Here is an 18,241-nt window from a genome sequence, read left to right as displayed (position 1 = left end):
TTATTTGTGTATAGGAATTTATTATGAAAAAACTTTTGTCTTTGGCCGTTTTAGGTCTTTCACTTTTTACCTTAGCTGCTTGTGGACATTCTTCGTCTAAGACTGAGACAAAGGGGTCTGTGGATAATGAAGCTTCAAAGATTCTAACAGTTAAACATGGCAATGTTCGTCAGAACTTTGATAAAATTTCCATGGCAAATGCCTCTCAGGAATTTTCAGGGGGATCAAATCTTGATACTTTGAAAGGTTTGTTTGGGGAACCGTCATCGACTAGCCAAGAGCAGGCAGGAGATGCTAAACTGGATGTCTACAATTGGCAGTTTGATAATGTCGTTGTTACGGCTAAACTTTTCAATAATAGTACTGTTGTTAAGTCACTCTCAAACTTTTCTTTTGTCCGTGATCCTAAAATCACCTTGAAAATGTATGAAAACCTTAAAAATGGAACGAGCTATGATGATGCCGTTAAAACACTTGGTACACCAGATGTTTATTCTATTGCAGTATCTTCTGATGCTACAATGACACAGGCTCTTTGGTCATCAAATCTTGTCGCTAAAAAGGGTGAAACAGGTAGTCTTACTCTTAACTTCAAGAATGGTGCCTTGGAAAACAAATCTCAAGCAAATTTGATTAACAAGTAATAATAGGAAATGATGCCTTTCTAAATCAATGAAGGCATTTTTTTGTTATAATAAAAAGAGTGATTAAAACGATGGAGATGCAATGACCCGAAAAAGGATTTTTTTGTCGGAATTACTGTATTAATTCTGCTATTTTTATTACTTCTCTTACATAACATTTTCCCTTTAATCAGGTTTTGGGCCAATGCTAAGCATGACCAAGACTTCTTAAGAGAAGCTTTTAAGCAGGCAAATGTCCAGAATGCTCTTATCCTTATGGATCTTATGATTTTATCATCAGCTATTCTTGGAGTTTCAAGTTCGTTTTTTTGTATTTTCGTTGGTCTGCTTTACGGTCCCTTCTTGGGCATTCCTATGAATATCCTTGGGAATACTTTTGGAAATTTAACTAGTTTTGAAATCCTAAGAAGATTTGAAAAGCCCGGAGGTCTAAACGTATGGAGAAACTCCTAACCTATATTGAAAACTTTAATCATCGTTTTATTGGCATTTCTCTGGCTTTCTCTATTCCCTTTATCCCATCGGCTTTGGTCAATTATGCTTGTGTTCAGATGAAATTACCCACAAGGACAAGGATTTTAGCGACACTAATTGGAGTGACGCCACTCTCCGTTGTTTATGCCGTCAGTGGGGATTTGTTGCTAAATAGTCGCCCAATTCGAATACCATTAGTGGCAATACTTGCCCTTTTGTTGTTTATCTCACTCGTAATTTACGTTATCCATTTTAGGAAGGAAAAAAATGAGCTTCATTCAAGTAACTAAGGAAGAATTTAACACACATGCTCAACAGGTTTCAGAGCGTTCTTTTATGCAAACAGAGGAAATGGCTAAGCTTCTTGAAAAACGTGGATTTAGCATTAGCTATGTCGCTTGGAAAGAAGACAATCAGCTAGAAATCTCAGCAATTGTCTATAGTATGCCTATGACTGGTGGGCTTCGTATGGAAGTGAATTGTGGACCTATTCACTTCCATACGACTCATCTGAGCGACTTTTACCAAGGATTGAAGGACTACGCTAAAGCAAATGGTGCGCTTGAGCTGTTAATCAAACCTTATGATACTTATCAAACCTTTGATAGTAATGGGGAGCCAACTGGTGATGAGCAAAAGCAGCTGATTAGCCAATTGACTAACTTAGGTTATAGCTTTGATGGTCTGCAAACAGGTTATCCTGGTGGTGAGCCTGACTGGCATTATGTGAAGGATTTATCAGGGATTACAGAAAAAGATTTGATTAAGTCTTTCAGCAAAAAAGGGAAACCATTAGTTAAAAAAGCTAAAACCTTTGGTATCAAACTGAAAAAACTGAAGCGTGACGAGTTATCCATTTTTAAAGAAATCACTTCAGCGACTTCTGATCGTCGAGAATATAGTGATAAATCGCTGGATTACTACCAAGATTTTTATGATGCCTTTGGTGATAATGCTGATTTTATGGTTGCTACTTTGAATTTCCAAGATTACCTTGAACATTTAGAGAAGGATCAGGCTAAATTGGGAGCTAGAATTGTCAAATTGCAAGCTGATTTGGAAACTAATCCTAAGTCTGAGAAAAAACAAAACCAATTGCGAGAGCTATCAAGTCAGTTTGAAACTTTTGATGTTCGCAAGGGAGAAGCAACAGCCTTTATTGACAAGTACGGTCAGGAAGACATTGTTCTAGCCGGAAGTCTTTTCGTTTACACCCCTCAAGAAGCAGTCTATCTTTTTAGTGGTTCTTATCCTGAATTTAATAAGTTTTATGCTCCAGCACTCTTGCAAGAGTATGTGATGACACAGGCTATTAAACGTGGTATCAGTTTCTATAACTTCCTTGGTATCATGGGCATTTTTGATGGTTCAGATGGGGTTTTGCGTTTTAAACAAAACTTTAATGGTTATATCGTTCGTAAAATGGGAACTTTCCGTTATTATCCACAACCGTTTAAATATAAGGCCATTCAAGGAATTAAGAAACTGCTTGGACGTTCTTAAGATGTAGAGGGCTTCTATTGGAGTCCTCTTTTTTATAAGTCTTTCTTTGGAATGAGAAATAGAATAGAAATTAAGGAGGTAGGTTGATGAAACTGGCACTATTAGGTACAGGAATGATTGTTACAGAGGTCCTTCCTGTGTTAACGACTATTGAGGGAATTGAGCTGGAGGCTATAATGTCGACACCACGATCACTTGATAAGGCTCAAGCTTTAGCTAAGCAATATGGTCTAACTCAGGCGACAAGTGACTATGAAGCAATCTTGTCCAATCCAGATGTTGATACCATTTATGTTGGAACACCTAATCATACCCACTATGACTATGCCAAACAAGCACTTCTAGCTGGCAAGCATGTCATCTGTGAGAAACCTTTTACCATGCATTTGGAAGAGTTTGAAGAGCTGACTAAGCTTGCCCAAGAAAAAAAGCTTCTCTTGATAGAAGCTATAACCAATCAATATCTAGCTAATTTCACAGCGATTAAGAATTCTCTAGCAGAAATCGGTGATATCAAGATTGTGAATATCAATTATTCTCAATATTCATCACGCTACGATGCCTTTAAACGTGGTGAGATTGCTCCTGCCTTTAACCCTGAAATGGGTGGGGGAGCGCTTAGAGATCTGAATATCTACAATATCCATCTTTTGGTCGGACTTTTTGGAAAGCCTATTCGTGTGGAATACCTACCTAATGTGGAGAGAGGAGTGGATACGTCAGGAATTCTAGTTTTGGACTATGGTAACTTTAAGGCTGTTGCCATTGGAGCTAAAGACTGTAGTGCTGACATTCGTTCAACCATTCAAGGAGATAAGGGAGCTATCACCATTTTGGGTGCAACCAACACTCTCCCTGAGATTGGCGTCACCCTCAATGGTCAGAAAGAGAGAGTCGTCAATCTCAATAGTCTACAACATCGTATGCATGATGAATTTGTGGCTTTTGAAAAGATGGTGGCGACCAAGGATTTTGACAGTGTTGCCAAGCAGTTGGAGCATAGTCGTCAGGTTATGCAAGTCTTGGATCAGGCCTCTAAAGTTTTGTAAGATACTAAAAAACAAGCAGTGGCATTAGCCATTGCTTGTTTTGGATTTATACAGTTGTTGGGAATGAAATCTCAATCAATTTTTCGGTGTGTACTGTTTGGAGTTTGTCCATCAAAACGATGTCTTTGTCAATTTTGCGTTTGAGGAAGAATTCACGGATGATTTCTAATTCGTTATCCTTAACAGCACGGTGTTTATTTGAAATCAATAGTTCGTAATGTTTAGGTGCTTGTGTAAAGACAACATCTGTATTTCCAGCAGAATAGGTTTCTACGAGGAAGGCATCTGTATTATCAAGTTGGTTTTGTACAAGTTCTTGGTGTGTTTGCGTCGTGTTAATAAGTTTCATAGTTACCTCCTAGGATTTGGCAGTTCTTGTATGGCTAGCTTTCCATTGTTCGATTCCCCACTTATGGCTGCCGCGTTTAAGCTTGGAAATCGCTTCATCAATTGGGAACCATGCCAGCTTGTTGAAATCTTCTAGAGGGTTACCAATTTCTGAAAAATCTACAACTTCATAAATGTAGGCTGGATTGTAAAAGTAAGTGTCACGGTGGCTTGAATAGAAGTATTCGTCAGCCTGTCCATAGTACTGTCCTAAAGTGGCTGTATACCCAAGTTCTTCAATTAACTCGCGTTTTAAGGCACTAAAGTGATCCTCGCCTGCTTCGATTTCTCCACCTGGGAGAAACCAAGCCCCGTTAGGAGCTTGAACTAAAATAATCTTCGTCTTGTCTTGGTTAGGAATCACAGCATAAACACCGTAACGTGTCTGATAATGAGCTCCCTCAACCTTATCACCAAATGTTGGATTCATAAGTTGCTCCTTAGGTTTATTTGCCTATATTATACTAAAAAAATCCTCATTTTCCTATTGATTTAGGCAGAATTACAGAGAATTTTGAAAATGGAAAATTGAAAAGTGTGAAAAAAGGAGTAAGATAGAAGAAATTTTAAATGACGTTTCTTCTGTCTTACTCCCCTTAGGGTCAAACAAGCCTAGAAGCCTGTTTGAGATAGTAGATATGGAAAATGTTACCCCATACCTTGAGTTTTTCTGATTTGAAAATTATAGCACCTTGTCCTACTTCTAGACGATTTAGTCAGATTCTTTGGTCGTTTCAGTTTCTTGTGCAGTTTTTTCAACTTTTTTAGCAGATTTAATAGTGATATGACCCTTGGATGTCATGACTGCCTTGAGATCTTTTTCATTTGGATTTTCAAGGTAGAAGTCGGTAATGGCATCCTCAATATAATCTTGGATGGTACGGCGAAGTGGTCGAGCACCCATCTTAGGGTCGTAACCAAGGTCAACCAATTTTTCTTTGACTTTTTCAGTCACACTAAAGTGGATACCGTTATTGGCCAAGCGCTGGTTGACGCTATCAAGCATGAGGTCCACAATAGTTAGGAGGTTTTCCTTACTGAGGGCAGAAAATTCAACAATACCGTCAAAACGGTTCATAAATTCAGGACTAAAGAAGTCTCCGAGTTGGTTCAACACAGAGTTAGTGCGATTCTCACGAGCAGCTCCAAAACCAACACTAGCTTCAACTTTACCAGTACCGGCATTTGATGTCATGATAATAATGGTATCTTTGAAGCTTACAGTGCGACCTTGTCCATCAGTCAAACGACCATCATCAAGAACTTGAAGGAACATGTGAAGCACGTCTGGGTGAGCTTTTTCAACCTCATCAAGAAGAATCAGTGAATAAGGATTACGGCGGACTTTTTCAGTTAACTGACCAGCTTCGTCATAACCTACATATCCTGGAGGGGCACCGACCAACTTAGCAACAGCGTGTTTCTCCATGTATTCGGACATGTCGAATCGAATCATACTATCTGCTGATCCAAAGAGTTCAATGGCCAATTGTTTAGAGAGCTCAGTTTTACCGACCCCAGTAGGACCTACGAAGAGGAAACTACCAATTGGGCGATTTGGTGCGCCAAGACCAACACGATTACGACGGATAGCTTTGGCAATCTTATCAACTGCGGCATCTTGTCCAATAACATGTGACTTAAGGTCATCAGCAAGGCTAAGAAGTTGTGATTGTTCTTTTCTTTAAGGTCACCGACAGGAATGTTTGTTTTTTGTTCTACAATGGCTTCGATATGTTTTTCAGTGATGACAGGCATATCTTGGTCACTGATGGTTTGTTTTTGCATTTCCTTGTATTTGGCAATTTGATCACGGAAATAAGCAGCCTTTTCAAAGTCTTCGTCACGAGTGGCTTGAGCTTTGAGATTTTCCGCTTCAATCAAACGTTTATCAATATCTTTAGGATCAACAAAGTTAAGTGTCAAGTTCATCTTAGAACCAGCTTCATCAAGAAGGTCAATGGCCTTGTCTGGCAAGAAGCGGTCTTGAATGTATCGATTGGACAATTCTGCAGCTGCCCTGATAGCTTCGTCCGTATATTTGACATGGTGGTAGTCTTGGTATTTAGGTTGAATACCATGCAAAATTGTAATGGTTTCTTCAACGGTTGGTTCATCAACCTTAACCGGTTGCATACGGCGTTCGAGGGCAGCATCCTTTTCGATAATGCGATATTCGTTAAGGGTTGTTGCTCCGACAAGTTGAAGCTCGCCACGAGCAAGAGCAGGTTTTAGGATATTTCCAGCGTCCATATTGCCATCACCAGCATTACCAGCTCCTACAATTTCATGGATTTCATCGATAAAGAGGATAACATCCTGACGTTGACGAATTTCTTCCATAAGTTTTTGCATGCGTTCTTCGAATTGACCACGGATACCAGTACCTTGGACTAGGCTGACGACATCAAGACGGATAACTTGTTTGCCTTGGAGTTTTTGAGGTACACTACCATCAACGATTTTTTGAGCAAGACCTTCAACAACGGCTGTTTTACCAACACCAGGTTCACCAATAAGAACAGGGTTGTTCTTGGTACGTCGGTTAAGAATTTCTATAACACGAATGATTTCTTCATCACGACCAATGACAGGGTCAATATCTCCACGACGGGCAATGTCTGTGATATTAATTCCAAATTCCTCAAGTAAACCTTGTGGTTGTTGAGGCGCCTGTTGGCGAGGTCCTCCTGGACGTCCTGGCCCCTGTGTATTGCCACCGTTTCCTCGGTTTCCACCTTCCTGTGTTGGTGGTGTATTTGGAAGGTCTCCGTTTGAAGAACGGAAGTTGTTTAGGTCGCTGAAGAAATCATCAAAGAAGCTGGAACCCCCTGTTTGATTGAATTGATTGAGGGGGTTCTCTGGGTCAGATTTCATGATTTTATAACAATTTTGACAGAGGTCAACTTGTTGCTGATTACCATTTACGTTGGTATACAAATGGATACTAGCTTCATTTAGGTTACAGTTTTGGCAGAGCATATCAGTACCTCTTTCTATCTGGATTTGAAAGGACTCTTTTTTGAAGATAGCTTGGTCAAAAAAGGTCAAATCTATGTCTCCATTATAGCATGCAGTAGTAATATTGCAAGCAAAAAGCATTAGGGTTTGGCACTCTGTATAATCAAGTGCTAATTTTGAATTAAAATACAAAAATACTTGCATATTATACAAAAATAGACTATAATACCTTTTATATTATTCAGAATGAAAGTGAGAGCCCTATGACATTAGCAACATCCTTTTTGAAAGAAATTGACTTCACTAAACAGGAACTGGAAGAATTAATTGCGCTATCTCTTAAATTTAAAGAGTTGAAGAAAAATAGAATTCCTCATAAGTATCTAGAAGGGTTAAATATTGCCCTACTTTTCGAAAAGACATCAACAAGAACACGTTCAGCCTTTACTGTAGCTGGTCAGGATCTAGGGATGAATGTGACCTACCTTGGTGCAGGTGATATTCAGCTTGGTAAGAAGGAATCTGTAATTGATACAGCTAAGGTGCTTGGATCAATGTTTGACGGGATTGAGTACCGTGGTTTTAAACAAGAGGATGTTGAAGACTTGGCTAAATACTCTGGTGTTCCGGTCTGGAATGGTTTGACAGATACTTGGCATCCGACTCAGATGATTGCGGATTTCATGACCTTGAAGGAGCACTTTGGTAGTCTAGAGGGCTTGACCATTGCTTATATTGGAGATGGTCGTAATAATATGGCAAATTCACTTTTGGTGACATCGGCTATCTTGGGCGTTAATGTTAAGATTATCGCTCCAGAGGGTTTGCAGCCTGAGGATGATATTGTTGCCCTAGCTCATAAACATAATAATGGTGCTGATTTAACCATTACAGATGATATTTCAGAAGTTAAGGGAGTGGATATGCTCTACACTGATGTCTGGGTTTCTATGGGAGAAGAAGTGGACTTTAAATCTCGTATTGATTTGCTTCTACCTTATCAGATAAATGCAGACTTACTTGCCAAAACGGAAAATCCAGATGTCATCGTTATGCATTGCCTTCCAGCCTTCCATGACCTTAATACTCAAATTGGACAGGAAATGTATGACAAATATGGTTTGGCAGAGTTAGAAATTACAGATGAGGTCTTCCAAAAATACAGTGACATCATCTTCCAAGAAGCTGAGAACCGTATGCATTCTATCAAGGCTATCATGTACAATTCCTTGAAAAATATTTAAAATTCCCCCATTTTTTCCGTAAGTGTGATAAAATAAGTAAGAAATACACAATTAATAGGAGAAATAACATGGAATCACATTTGGTGAGAATCATTAACCGTCTTGAAATGATGGCGGCTGATGGTGGTAATTTAAAACGTAATTTTGAACGTGAAGGAGTGGTTGTTGCCGAAGTATCTTTCAGCAATGATCCAGAAAATGGTCCAGTTTTCACATTGCGTGACGTTGAAGCTCGTGAATCTTATTCATTTGATAGCATTGACTTGATTGCAATGGAAATCTACGACTTGCTTTACTAATCAATAACTTGAAACCGACTCTTTTTAGACTAGGGGTTTCAAAATCGTTAATGGGAGTGGGAAAGAGCATGTAAAATTGTTCTTACTCACTCTTTTTTGATTTTTATGTCTTTAAGCTACTTTTTATACTGAAATATCGCATTTATAAGAAAATACTTTATTATTATGCATCCTTCTGATATAATAATGAGGAATATTAATAAGGAGTATCTTGATGAACTTTTCATTTTTGCCACAGTTCTGGTCTTACTTTAACTATGGTGTCTTAGTAACAATTATGATTTCAGTCTGCGTGGTCTTCTTTGGGACCATTCTTGGGGTTTTGGTATCCCTGATTAAGCGTTCTGGAATCAAGCCATTAGAGTGGCTCGTAAGCCTTTATGTTTGGGTTTTCCGTGGAACGCCTATGGTTGTGCAAATCATGATTGCTTTCAACCTCATTCATATGAACCTTCCAACGGTTCAGTTCGGAATTTTGAACCTTGATTTGTCACGTATCGTTCCTGGTATTATCGTCCTTTCTTTAAATAGTGGTGCCTATATCTCTGAAAGTGTGCGTGCAGGGATTGAGTCTATTCCGAAAGGACAGGTCGAAGCAGCCTATTCACTTGGTATTCGTCCATGGAATACCATGCGTTATGTGGTCTTGCCTCAGGCTATTAAAAATATTTTGCCGGCCTTGGGTAACGAGTTCGTAACGATTATCAAAGATAGCTCGCTCTTGCAAACCATCGGCGTTATGGAATTGTGGAATGGTGCACAGACTGTTGCGACAACAACTTACTTGACCTTGACACCGCTTCTGTTCGCAGCCTTCTACTATTTGATTGTGACAACGGCTATGACAGCGCTTTTGAAACAAATGGAAAAACGACTTGGGGAGGGAAGTAAATAATGGCAAAAACAATTATTGAGATTAAAAATCTTCACAAGTATTTTGGTAAAAACGAAGTTCTCAAGGGGATTGATCTAGATATTAAAAAAGGTGAGGTAGTGGTTATCATTGGTCCTTCAGGATCTGGTAAATCAACCTTCCTACGCTCAATGAACTTGCTTGAAACGCCTACAAAAGGTGTAATTTCCTTTGAAGGTGTGGATATTACAGACAAGAATAACGATATTTTCAAAATGCGTGAAAAAATGGGAATGGTTTTCCAACAGTTTAACCTCTTCCCAAATATGACGGTTAAAGAAAATATTACCCTCTCTCCGATTAAAACTAAGGGAATTTCTAAAGCTGATGCTGAAGCTAAAGCCTTGGAACTTTTAGATAAGGTTGGCTTGAGAGAAAAGGCGGATGCTTATCCAAGTAGCCTATCAGGTGGTCAGCAGCAACGTATTGCGATTGCGCGTGGTTTGGCTATGGATCCAGATGTTCTCTTGTTTGACGAACCAACTTCTGCCCTTGACCCTGAGATGGTTGGTGAAGTACTTGCGGTTATGCAGGACCTTGCCAAGTCTGGGATGACTATGGCTATCGTTACGCATGAAATGGGCTTTGCCTATGAGGTGGCCGACCGTGTTATCTTCATGGATGGCGGTGTTATCGTAGAAGAAGGAACACCACAAGAGATTTTTGACCATACGAAAGAAGAACGTACAAAGGATTTCTTGAGTAAGGTATTGTAAGACTGAGATTAAATCTTGTTTGTGAAGGCTGGAATTATTCCAGTCTTTTTTGCTGTTTTACTTTTCTAGAATCATTCTTGTTTAGGGCGATTTTACGGAAACAATGGATAATTATGCTATAATGATGCCATACCAAAAATAATATAGAAGGTCAAGAAATATGCTTATATATGACACGGCCTTAAAAACCCCTTATAGGATTCTTGGAATTAACCTTCCTAAAGATAGTCTTTTGCACCTATCTAACTTAGGGTTAGCTCCTGGTGAAACCATTGAGGTGGTAACTAAGACCAAAAACAGTGCTATTATTATAGTGAAAGGGAGTCGCTTAGCCTTTGATGCATCGATTCTAGATAAGATTGATTTGACACCTGCTGAGGAAAATGAGGAGAAAATACCTCTTTCTGAACTACCAGTTGGGCGTTCTGCCATCGTCACTGATATTTTCGCAGCTAATGAAACCAAGCGTCGTCTCATGGATATGGGAATTACAAAGCGCACACGGCTTTTATTACGTAAAGTAGCTCCCTTAGGAGACCCTTTAGAAATTAGTTTGAGAGGCTATGAATTAACGCTACGCAAGTCGGAAGCGCAAATGATTAGTGTAGTCATGCTGGATGAGGGAGAGGAAAAATGATAGAAGTTGCTTTAATTGGTAATCCTAATAGTGGTAAGACTAGCTTATTCAACTTGATGACAGGGCATAATCAGCGTGTTGGTAACTGGCCAGGTGTTACAGTTGAACGAAAAAGTGGGCTGGTTAAAAAGCATAAAGATATCGAAATTCAGGATTTACCTGGGATTTACTCTATGTCACCCTATAGTCCTGAGGAAAAGGTGGCGCGTGACTATTTACTCAGCAAAAAGGCTGATAGCATCTTAAATGTGGTTGATGCGACAAACTTGGAACGTAACCTTTATCTGACAACACAGTTGATTGAAACAGGTATTCCTGTGACCTTGGCTCTTAACATGAGTGATGTTTTAGAAGCTCAGGGAAAAACAATTAATATCGATAAATTGTCTTATCATCTGGGTGTCCCGGTGGTTGCGACTAGCGCTCTCAAACAGACTGGTGTGGATAAGGTTGTGAAAAAGGCAGCTCATACGACGATCGCTAGTGTAGGAGACATCGCTTTTCCAATTTATGATGATAAATTAGAAGCTGCCATCTCACAAATTTTGGATGTTTTGGGAAATTCTGTGCCACAAAGGTCCGCACGTTTTTATGCCATTAAGCTCTTTGAACACGATGCTTTGGTTGAGGATGAACTAGATTTGTCAGCTTTCCAACGTAAAGAAATCAAAGACATCATACGTATCACTGAGGAAGTTTTCACAGAGGATGCCGAATCTATTGTCATTAATGAGCGTTACGCCTTTATTGAACGTGTTTGTAAGATGGCTCAGAGTCAGACAAAAGATTTTGCCTTAACCTTGTCAGACAAGATTGATAAATTAGTAACCAACCGTATTTTGGCTCTCCCAATTTTTGCGGTAGTTATGTATTCGGTCTATTATCTTTCTCTTCAGGGAAAGATGTGGACTGACTGGGCCAGTGATGTTCTCTTTGGCAAGTATGTTCCTGATTTGATTACCTCTGGGCTCACCTATCTTCATGTCCAAGATTGGCTTAAGTCTTTGATTGTTGATGGCGTTGTGGCTGGGATCGGGACGGTACTTGGCTTCCTTCCCCAAATCTTCGTGCTATTTATCTGCTTAGGTGTGCTTGAAGATATTGGTTATATGAGTCGTATCGCCTTTGTTATGGACCGTATTTTCCGTCGTTTCGGACTCTCAGGGAAATCTTTTATTCCGATGTTGATTTCAACAGGATGTGGTGTCCCAGCAGTTATGTCTAGCCGGACTATTGAAAATGAAAGAGATCGTCGGATTACTATTATGACGGCAACCTTTATGCCTTGCTCGGCTAAATTGGAAATTATCGCTTTGATTGCTGGGGCCTTCTTTCCTCACAATCCTCTGGTGGCTCCAAGTACTTATTTTATTGGGATGGCTGCCATCATTTTATCAGGTATTGCCCTTAAAAAGACGAGCTTTTTGGGTGGCTTGACCAGTCCTTTCATTATGGAGTTACCTTCTTATCATTGGCCTAAGGCTATGTCGGTCTTGCGTTATGCTTTTGGTAAGGCTATGAGTTTTGTGAAACGTGCAGGAACCATTATTTTCAGTTTGACTGTCCTGATTTGGTTCATGTCCAACTATAACTTTATGTTACAGACCGTTGATACAGAAGTGAGTATCTTAGCTACTTTAGGTAAAGGCTTGTCTTGGATTTTTACACCTCTGGGCTTTGGAAATTGGAAGGCAACGGTTGCTGCTCTCACAGGTTTAGCAGCCAAGGAGACCGTGGTGGCTACCTTCGGAATTCTCTATCATAACAGTAGTGAAGCTGGTTTGGCTACGGCCCTGCAAGCAGATTATTCAGCTCTAGCTGCTTATTCTTTCTTGATTTTTAACCTGCTTTGTGCACCATGTTTTGCAGCTATTGGGGCTATCAAACGTGAAATGGCTAATCTGAGATGGACGGTTGGAGCGATTGGTTTTCAAACAGGTTTGGCCTATTGTGTCAGCTTGATTCTATATCAATTTGGTCAAGTTCTCCTTTATGGTAAGCCGATAACTCCTTGGACACTTGTAGCAGTCTTGCTTTTAGTGACTATGATTTACTTCGTTGTTCGTAAACCGCGTCAAATTAAGGATAAGATTATTACCTTGGAAAATCTTCAAGAAGCTAATAGTTAGGAGAAGTTGTTATGTCTACATTTATTATTGCCTTTATTATTTTCGCTTTGGCTGGTTTAGGCATCCGTCACTATATCAAAGGAAAAGGATCTTGTGGTGATTGTGAGTGCTCTTGCGCGGTCAAAGAAGAAATGCATAAAGCTAATCATTAATAGAATATAAGAAAATGATCTCTTATTTGGATAAGAGGTCATTTTTACTTACAATTGTAAGGAATGTATAAAGATTGCCTAAGAGAAAGTGTGATATGATGACATTGAAAAAATCTAGCTTGATTTAACAAAGGAGAAATGAAAGGAATGGCATTGAACAGAGAGATTGTCCTAATTCACGGTACCTGGTGTGACGGTAATGTTTGGGGAGAATTCGCTTCAGGTTTGCGTCAAATGGGATATAAGGTGCATACTCCTAGCTTTCGTTATCATGATTTACCCTACCAAGATTGTCTAGCAAAGGTTGGGACAGTGACCTTGCAGAATTACCGAGATGATTTGGTGGACTTGATTGAAAGTCTAGATCAACCGCCACTTATTTTGGGACACTCTTTAGGATGTTTGGTGGCACAGATGGTTGCCGAAAAGACGGAAGTAGCTGGTATGATTCTTATGGGACCAGCACCTACGGCAGATATTTTTGCCTTTTACCCAACCATGCTGGCTTGTTTTGGTAAGCATTTTCTACGCTGGGGATTTTGGAAAAAGGCTATGCCTCCTTATAAAAAGGAGTTTTTCAAGTATTGTATGAATGAACAAGAAGAGTCCTTGAAAGAAGAAGTTTTTGCGACATTAGTTCCAGAATCAGGCAAGGTTTACACCCAGATGGCTCTTCCTTGGTTTGATAAAACGAAGGCAGCTTACGTGGACTTTAGCCAAATATCTTGTCCTGTTCTCGTGATTTCTGGAACCAGGGACAAGATGACTCACCCTAATATTGCAAGAAGAACGGCAAAGAACTACCATGATTCGGTGCTCATTTCACTAACTGGTGCTGATCATATGTATGAGAGTGGCAAATTCCAACAAAAGACCTTATGTGCCATTAAAGGATGGAGCCAGCAAAATAGTTTTGTCAATTAATAGCGAAAACGAATCAAAAAGTTGAAACAGTGTTTCGGCTTTTTTAGTACTCAAATGTGAACTGTTTTTTTGAAAATTTTGAAAATTAATTCACAAAGAGTCTTCCCTATGGTATAATTGAAAAAAAGTATGTATTGGAGAACACACATGGTGATAATGATGGACGGTAAAGCCTTAGCTCTTAAAATGCAAAATCAATTGCAAGAAAAGGTGGCTCGTCTTAAAGAAAGTGAATGGATTGTACCAGGATTGGTCGTTATTATGGTTGGCGACAACCCTGCTAGTCAGGTTTATGTCCGTAATAAGGAACGTGCGGCTATTAAGGCAGGTTTCCATAGCAAGACGGTCAATCTTTCAGAGAGAATAAGTGAAGAAGAATTGATTGAGGTCATTGAAAAGTACAATCAAGATCCGCTATTCCATGGTATCTTGGTACAATTACCACTACCTAACCATATCAATGAAATGCGTATTCTCTTGGCAATTGATCCTAAAAAGGATGTTGATGGATTCCACCCTATGAATACGGGGAATCTTTGGAATGGACGTCCTCAAATGGTGCCGTGTACTCCTGCAGGTATTATGGAAATTCTTCGTGAGTACAATGTTGAATTGGAAGGTAAGACAGCAGTTATTATTGGACGTAGTAATATCGTCGGCAAGCCCATGGCTCAGCTTCTTTTGGAAAAAAATGCCACAGTTACTTTGACCCACTCAAGAACACCACATTTGGCGAATGTTTGTAACAAGGCAGACGTTTTGATTGTGGCTATTGGACGTGCAAAATTTGTCACAGAAGACTTTGTCAAAGAAGGTGCCGTTGTCATTGATGTGGGAATTAACCGTGATGAAGAAGGCAAACTTTGTGGCGATGTTGATTTTGAAGGTGTGAAAGATAAAGTTGGCATGATTACGCCTGTTCCAGGTGGTGTAGGCCCTATGACTATTACCATGCTTATGGAACAGACCTATCAAGCTGCTCTTCGTAGTGCGAAAGGATAGCTTATGAAAGTAGATGGCGATTTAGCTAGGCAGGTGATTAGACCTCGTTTGAGAGAGTCTCATAAGGGATCTTACGGTCGTGTGCTTTTAATTGGTGGCCTCTATCCATATGGTGGTGCCATCATTATGGCTGCTATTGCCTGTGTCAATAGTGGGGCTGGCTTGGTTACGGTAGCGACTGATCGTGACAATATTCCAGCACTTCATGCCCATCTTCCTGAGGCTATGGCTTTTGATTTTGGAGAAAGGGACAGGCTTCTTGATAATCTTAGGGTTGCAAATGTGGTTTTAATCGGTTCAGGTTTAGGTGAGAGTGATGCAGCGAATCAAGTCTTGAATTTGGTCCTGGCAAATATCAGGCCAGATCAGAACGTGGTTGTTGATGGTTCAGCCCTTAACCTTCTTGCTAAGAAAATAAGGCGGATTTGCCAGAGTGTCACCTCATTCTTACCCCTCATCAGAAAGAATGGGAACGTCTTTCTGGCTTAGCTATTTTGGAGCAGACTGTTTCTAATACACAGAAAGCTCTGGCGGACTTTCCAGCTGAAACCATACTAGTAGCTAAGAGCCACCGAACGTCTGTCTACCAGAGTAAAGAAGTAGCTCATTTAGAGGTTGGTGGTCCCTATCAGGCAACTGGGGGCATGGGAGATACCTTGGCCGGTATGGTAACGGGTTTTCTTGCTCAATTTGCTTCAAATGACCGCTATAAAGCTGTTACGGTTGCCAGCTGGCTTCACTCAGTCATTGCTGATGACCTCGCAAAAAATGCCTATGTGGTTTTGCCGACACGCATCAGTAAAGCCATTCCAAGTTGGATGAGAAAATTGTCATTATAATCTAAAAAAACATGTCTCAGATTGAGGCAAGTTTTTTTAGATTTCGACATTTTTTTAAGTTTGCCTAGGCTGATTTATGATAAAATAAAAGAGAATTTTTATGAGAACATAGAGGAAAAAAAGTGACATCATTTTCAAAAAAACTCAATCAAAATTGGAAAAAATGGCGCCAAAAACAAAAAGACAAACGAGCCAATAAACCTAAGAAGCCAGTTAATATCTCACGTCGTGTTTACTTGCTTTTTGGTGTCGTTCTTGTTCTTTTTTTATTACTTTTTGCACGCCTTGCTTATATGCAAATTTCTAACAAATCCTTTTATGCAAAGAAATTAGAGGATAATTCCAAGTATACTGTTAGAATTGCTAGCGAGCGAGGTCAAATTTTTGATGCCAAGGGGGTTGCTCTGACGACCAACCAAAGTAAGGACGTCATTACCTTTACACGTAGTAATCTGGTCTCATCTGATACCATGAAAAAGGTTGCAGAGAAGTTGGCAACCATGGTAACTCTTACTGAAACTAAGGTAACTGCCCGTCAAAAACGTGATTTTTACCTTGCGGATTCTGCAACCTATAAGCGTGTGGTCAATAATCTTCCAAATGACAAGAAAACAGACAAATTTGGTAACAAACTTGCCGAAGCCACTATTTACAATAATGCTGTTGATGCAGTGCCTGATGAAGCCGTTGATTATTCTGAGAATGAACTTAAGATTGTCTACATTTATTCTCAGATGAATGCTGTGTCTAATTTCTCAACAGTCACATTAAAGACAGGAGAATTAAGACCTGATCAGATTGCGATTGTAGCGGCTAAACAAAAGGAACTTAATGGTATCACGGTTGCTAAGGATTGGGAACGTCATACAGCTGATTCGGCCTTATCTCCTCTGATTGGTAAGGTTTCAAGCTCAGAAGCAGGCTTACCTCAGGAAGATGCCAAAGAATACCTTAAAAAAGGCTATGCCCTCAATGACCGTGTAGGAACCTCTTATCTAGAAAAAGAATATGAGGAAAAACTGCAAGGAAAACATACGGTTCGTGAAATTACTGTAGATAAAGAAGGAAAGGTCGACAGTGATAAAATCACGCAAAAAGGTAGCAAGGGTAACAACCTGCAGTTAACTATTGACCTTAATTTTCAAAAGGGTGTTGAAGACATCCTAAGTCAACAACTTTCTTCAGAAATTGCTGAGAATAAGGCGACTTATTCTGAGGGAATGTATGCGGTGGTACTAAATGCAGACACCGGTGCTGTACTTGCAATGGCAGGACAAAAGCATGAGAAAGGGGCACAAGATTTTAAGGCGGATGCCCTAGGAACGATTACGGATGTCTTCATTCCAGGATCTGTTGTTAAGGGGGCTACCTTGACGGCAGGTTGGCGTTCGGGTGTCATCTACGGTAACCAAGTTTTGACTGACCAGCCTATTAATATTGCTGGTTCAGCTCCTATTACATCTTGGTTTACGGATCAAGGTAGTCGTGCCATTACGGCTACTCAGGCCTTAGAGTATTCATCAAATACTTATATGGTTCAGATTGCAATCAAACTCCTCGGCCAACAATATTATCCAGGTATGGCTTTGTCAACGGATAATATGGATAAGGCTATGAAAACTCTCCGTGATACTTATGGCGAGTTTGGTATGGGAGTTTCGACTGGTCTTGATTTACCTGGAGAATCTGAAGGCTATATTTCCAAGAAATACAATGTTGCCAATGTGCTGACAGAAGCCTTTGGTCAGTATGACTCCTATACAACCATTCAACTAGCTCAATATGTTGCTTCAATTGCTAATGGTGGTAAACGTGTGGCTCCCCATATTGTTGGAGGCATTTACGATGCTGGTGCAAATGGTAGTCTAGGTACCCTCTCTTCAACGGTTGATACCCGTGTGCTCAATACCCTTTCTTTAGATTCTGAGCAACTTGGTCTTGTCCAACAAGGGTTCAATGACGTTGTCAATTCAGGTTCTAGCCTTGCAACAGGTAAAGGAATGGCAAGTTCTATCATTCCAATTAGTGGGAAAACAGGAACAGCCGAAACCTATGCGACAGATAGTTCTGGTAATTCTGTAACCACAGTTAATCTTAATGCTGTAGCTTATGCAACAGCCAAAGATGGAACCAAATTAGCTGTTGGAATTATGTACCCACATGCGCTTGACTGGAAGAGTAAGGCCCATCAAGGTGCAGTCAAGGCCATTATGGAACTTTACCAAAACACTCACTAAAGTCTAAAATCTCTTGTGCCTTGCATGAGAGATTTTTCTATGATATAGTGTTTGGGTGTTTGTCCTTGGGGCAGCGGTTATCATGTCATAAGATAAAAAGTTAGAAATAGATTAAGAATAAAAAGAAATGG

Annotated in this window: 16 protein-coding genes and 2 pseudogenes; 15 read left to right on the top strand and 3 right to left on the bottom strand. The window is 39.9% G+C overall.

The annotated features are described in order from the left end of the window. Nucleotides 1-23: 23 nt before the first annotated feature. The 4 genes from HSISS3_RS06685 to HSISS3_RS06675 all read left to right on the top strand — a co-directional run bounded on the left by HSISS3_RS06685 (nt 24) and on the right by HSISS3_RS06675 (nt 3,670). Nucleotides 24-644 (top strand): DUF3862 domain-containing protein, encoded by a 621-nt coding sequence (locus HSISS3_RS06685; RefSeq protein WP_008534087.1) that lies wholly within the window; start codon nt 24-26, stop codon nt 642-644. Between the two features lie 437 nt (nt 645-1,081). After that, nucleotides 1,082-1,408, top strand: a complete 327-nt coding sequence (locus tag HSISS3_RS12330; RefSeq protein ID WP_240472080.1) for a VTT domain-containing protein — start codon at nt 1,082-1,084, stop codon at nt 1,406-1,408. Next, a complete protein-coding gene (locus HSISS3_RS06680; protein ID WP_021152161.1) occupies nt 1,386-2,621 on the top strand; it encodes an aminoacyltransferase in 1,236 nt (411 codons plus the stop codon). Before HSISS3_RS12330 ends, HSISS3_RS06680 begins: the two co-directional genes overlap by 23 nt. Before the next feature lie 86 nt (nt 2,622-2,707). Further along, nucleotides 2,708-3,670 carry a Gfo/Idh/MocA family protein gene (locus tag HSISS3_RS06675; RefSeq protein ID WP_021152160.1) on the top strand — a complete coding sequence of 321 codons (963 nt, stop codon included), beginning with the start codon at nt 2,708-2,710 and terminating at the stop codon, nt 3,668-3,670. Between the two features lie 46 nt (nt 3,671-3,716). On the opposite strand, the gene HSISS3_RS06670 is transcribed toward HSISS3_RS06675, so the two are convergent. The 3 genes and pseudogenes from HSISS3_RS06670 to HSISS3_RS06660 all read right to left on the bottom strand — a co-directional run bounded on the left by HSISS3_RS06670 (nt 3,717) and on the right by HSISS3_RS06660 (nt 7,039). Then, a complete protein-coding gene (locus HSISS3_RS06670) occupies nt 3,717-4,019 on the bottom strand; it encodes a DUF1827 family protein (protein WP_002889059.1) in 303 nt (100 codons plus the stop codon). A gap of 9 nt (nt 4,020-4,028) precedes the next feature. Beyond that, complete coding sequence (locus HSISS3_RS06665; RefSeq protein WP_002889057.1) at nt 4,029-4,487, bottom strand: NUDIX hydrolase; 459 nt, start codon at nt 4,485-4,487, stop codon at nt 4,029-4,031. Between the two features lie 282 nt (nt 4,488-4,769). Beyond that, nucleotides 4,770-7,039 (bottom strand): annotated as a pseudogene (locus HSISS3_RS06660) (ATP-dependent Clp protease ATP-binding subunit). 242 nt (nt 7,040-7,281) lie between these two features. Here HSISS3_RS06660 and argF point away from each other — a divergent pair. The 11 genes and pseudogenes from argF (at nt 7,282) to pbp2b (ending at nt 18,110) form a co-directional block, all read left to right on the top strand. Next, a complete protein-coding gene (gene argF, locus HSISS3_RS06655) occupies nt 7,282-8,262 on the top strand; it encodes an ornithine carbamoyltransferase (protein ID WP_021145782.1) in 981 nt (326 codons plus the stop codon). Nucleotides 8,263-8,330: 68 nt separating this feature from the next. Then, complete coding sequence (locus HSISS3_RS06650; RefSeq protein WP_002885970.1) at nt 8,331-8,561, top strand: DUF1797 family protein; 231 nt, start codon at nt 8,331-8,333, stop codon at nt 8,559-8,561. 214 nt (nt 8,562-8,775) lie between these two features. Then, entirely contained in the window at nt 8,776-9,456 is a 681-nt protein-coding gene (locus HSISS3_RS06645; RefSeq protein ID WP_021145781.1) for an amino acid ABC transporter permease, read from the top strand. Beyond that, on the top strand, nt 9,456-10,190 hold the full coding sequence (locus HSISS3_RS06640) for an amino acid ABC transporter ATP-binding protein (RefSeq protein ID WP_002889049.1): 735 nt from the start codon (nt 9,456-9,458) through the stop codon (nt 10,188-10,190). The genes HSISS3_RS06645 and HSISS3_RS06640 overlap by 1 nt, the downstream gene beginning before the upstream one ends. Nucleotides 10,191-10,350: 160 nt before the next feature. Beyond that, the gene (locus HSISS3_RS06635; RefSeq protein ID WP_021145779.1) at nt 10,351-10,827 is read left to right on the top strand and encodes a ferrous iron transport protein A; all 477 of its coding nucleotides are present in this window, start codon (nt 10,351-10,353) and stop codon (nt 10,825-10,827) included. After that, on the top strand, nt 10,824-12,956 hold the full coding sequence (feoB, locus tag HSISS3_RS06630) for a ferrous iron transport protein B (protein ID WP_021152156.1): 2,133 nt from the start codon (nt 10,824-10,826) through the stop codon (nt 12,954-12,956). The genes HSISS3_RS06635 and feoB overlap by 4 nt, the downstream gene beginning before the upstream one ends. A gap of 11 nt (nt 12,957-12,967) precedes the next feature. Further along, entirely contained in the window at nt 12,968-13,108 is a 141-nt protein-coding gene (locus HSISS3_RS11695; RefSeq protein ID WP_021145777.1) for a FeoB-associated Cys-rich membrane protein, read from the top strand. 147 nt (nt 13,109-13,255) lie between these two features. Then, entirely contained in the window at nt 13,256-14,032 is a 777-nt protein-coding gene (locus HSISS3_RS06620) for an alpha/beta fold hydrolase (RefSeq protein WP_021152155.1), read from the top strand. A 147-nt stretch (nt 14,033-14,179) separates the two neighbouring features. Then, nucleotides 14,180-15,034: a bifunctional methylenetetrahydrofolate dehydrogenase/methenyltetrahydrofolate cyclohydrolase gene (locus tag HSISS3_RS06615; RefSeq protein WP_008534097.1), complete on the top strand. Its 855-nt coding sequence runs from the start codon at nt 14,180-14,182 to the stop codon at nt 15,032-15,034. A 3-nt stretch (nt 15,035-15,037) separates the two neighbouring features. Next, nucleotides 15,038-15,873 (top strand): annotated as a pseudogene (locus tag HSISS3_RS06610) (NAD(P)H-hydrate dehydratase). Nucleotides 15,874-15,995: 122 nt separating this feature from the next. After that, nucleotides 15,996-18,110 carry a penicillin-binding protein PBP2B gene (gene pbp2b / locus HSISS3_RS06605; protein WP_021152152.1) on the top strand — a complete coding sequence of 705 codons (2,115 nt, stop codon included), beginning with the start codon at nt 15,996-15,998 and terminating at the stop codon, nt 18,108-18,110. Nucleotides 18,111-18,241 lie beyond the last annotated feature (131 nt).

This window comes from Streptococcus sp. HSISS3, from assembly GCF_000448605.1.
GTDB classification, from domain to species: Bacteria; Bacillota; Bacilli; order Lactobacillales; family Streptococcaceae; genus Streptococcus; species Streptococcus raffinosi.
Note: the sequence above shows the minus strand (reverse complement) of the source record. Positions and strands in the feature narration are given on the sequence as shown.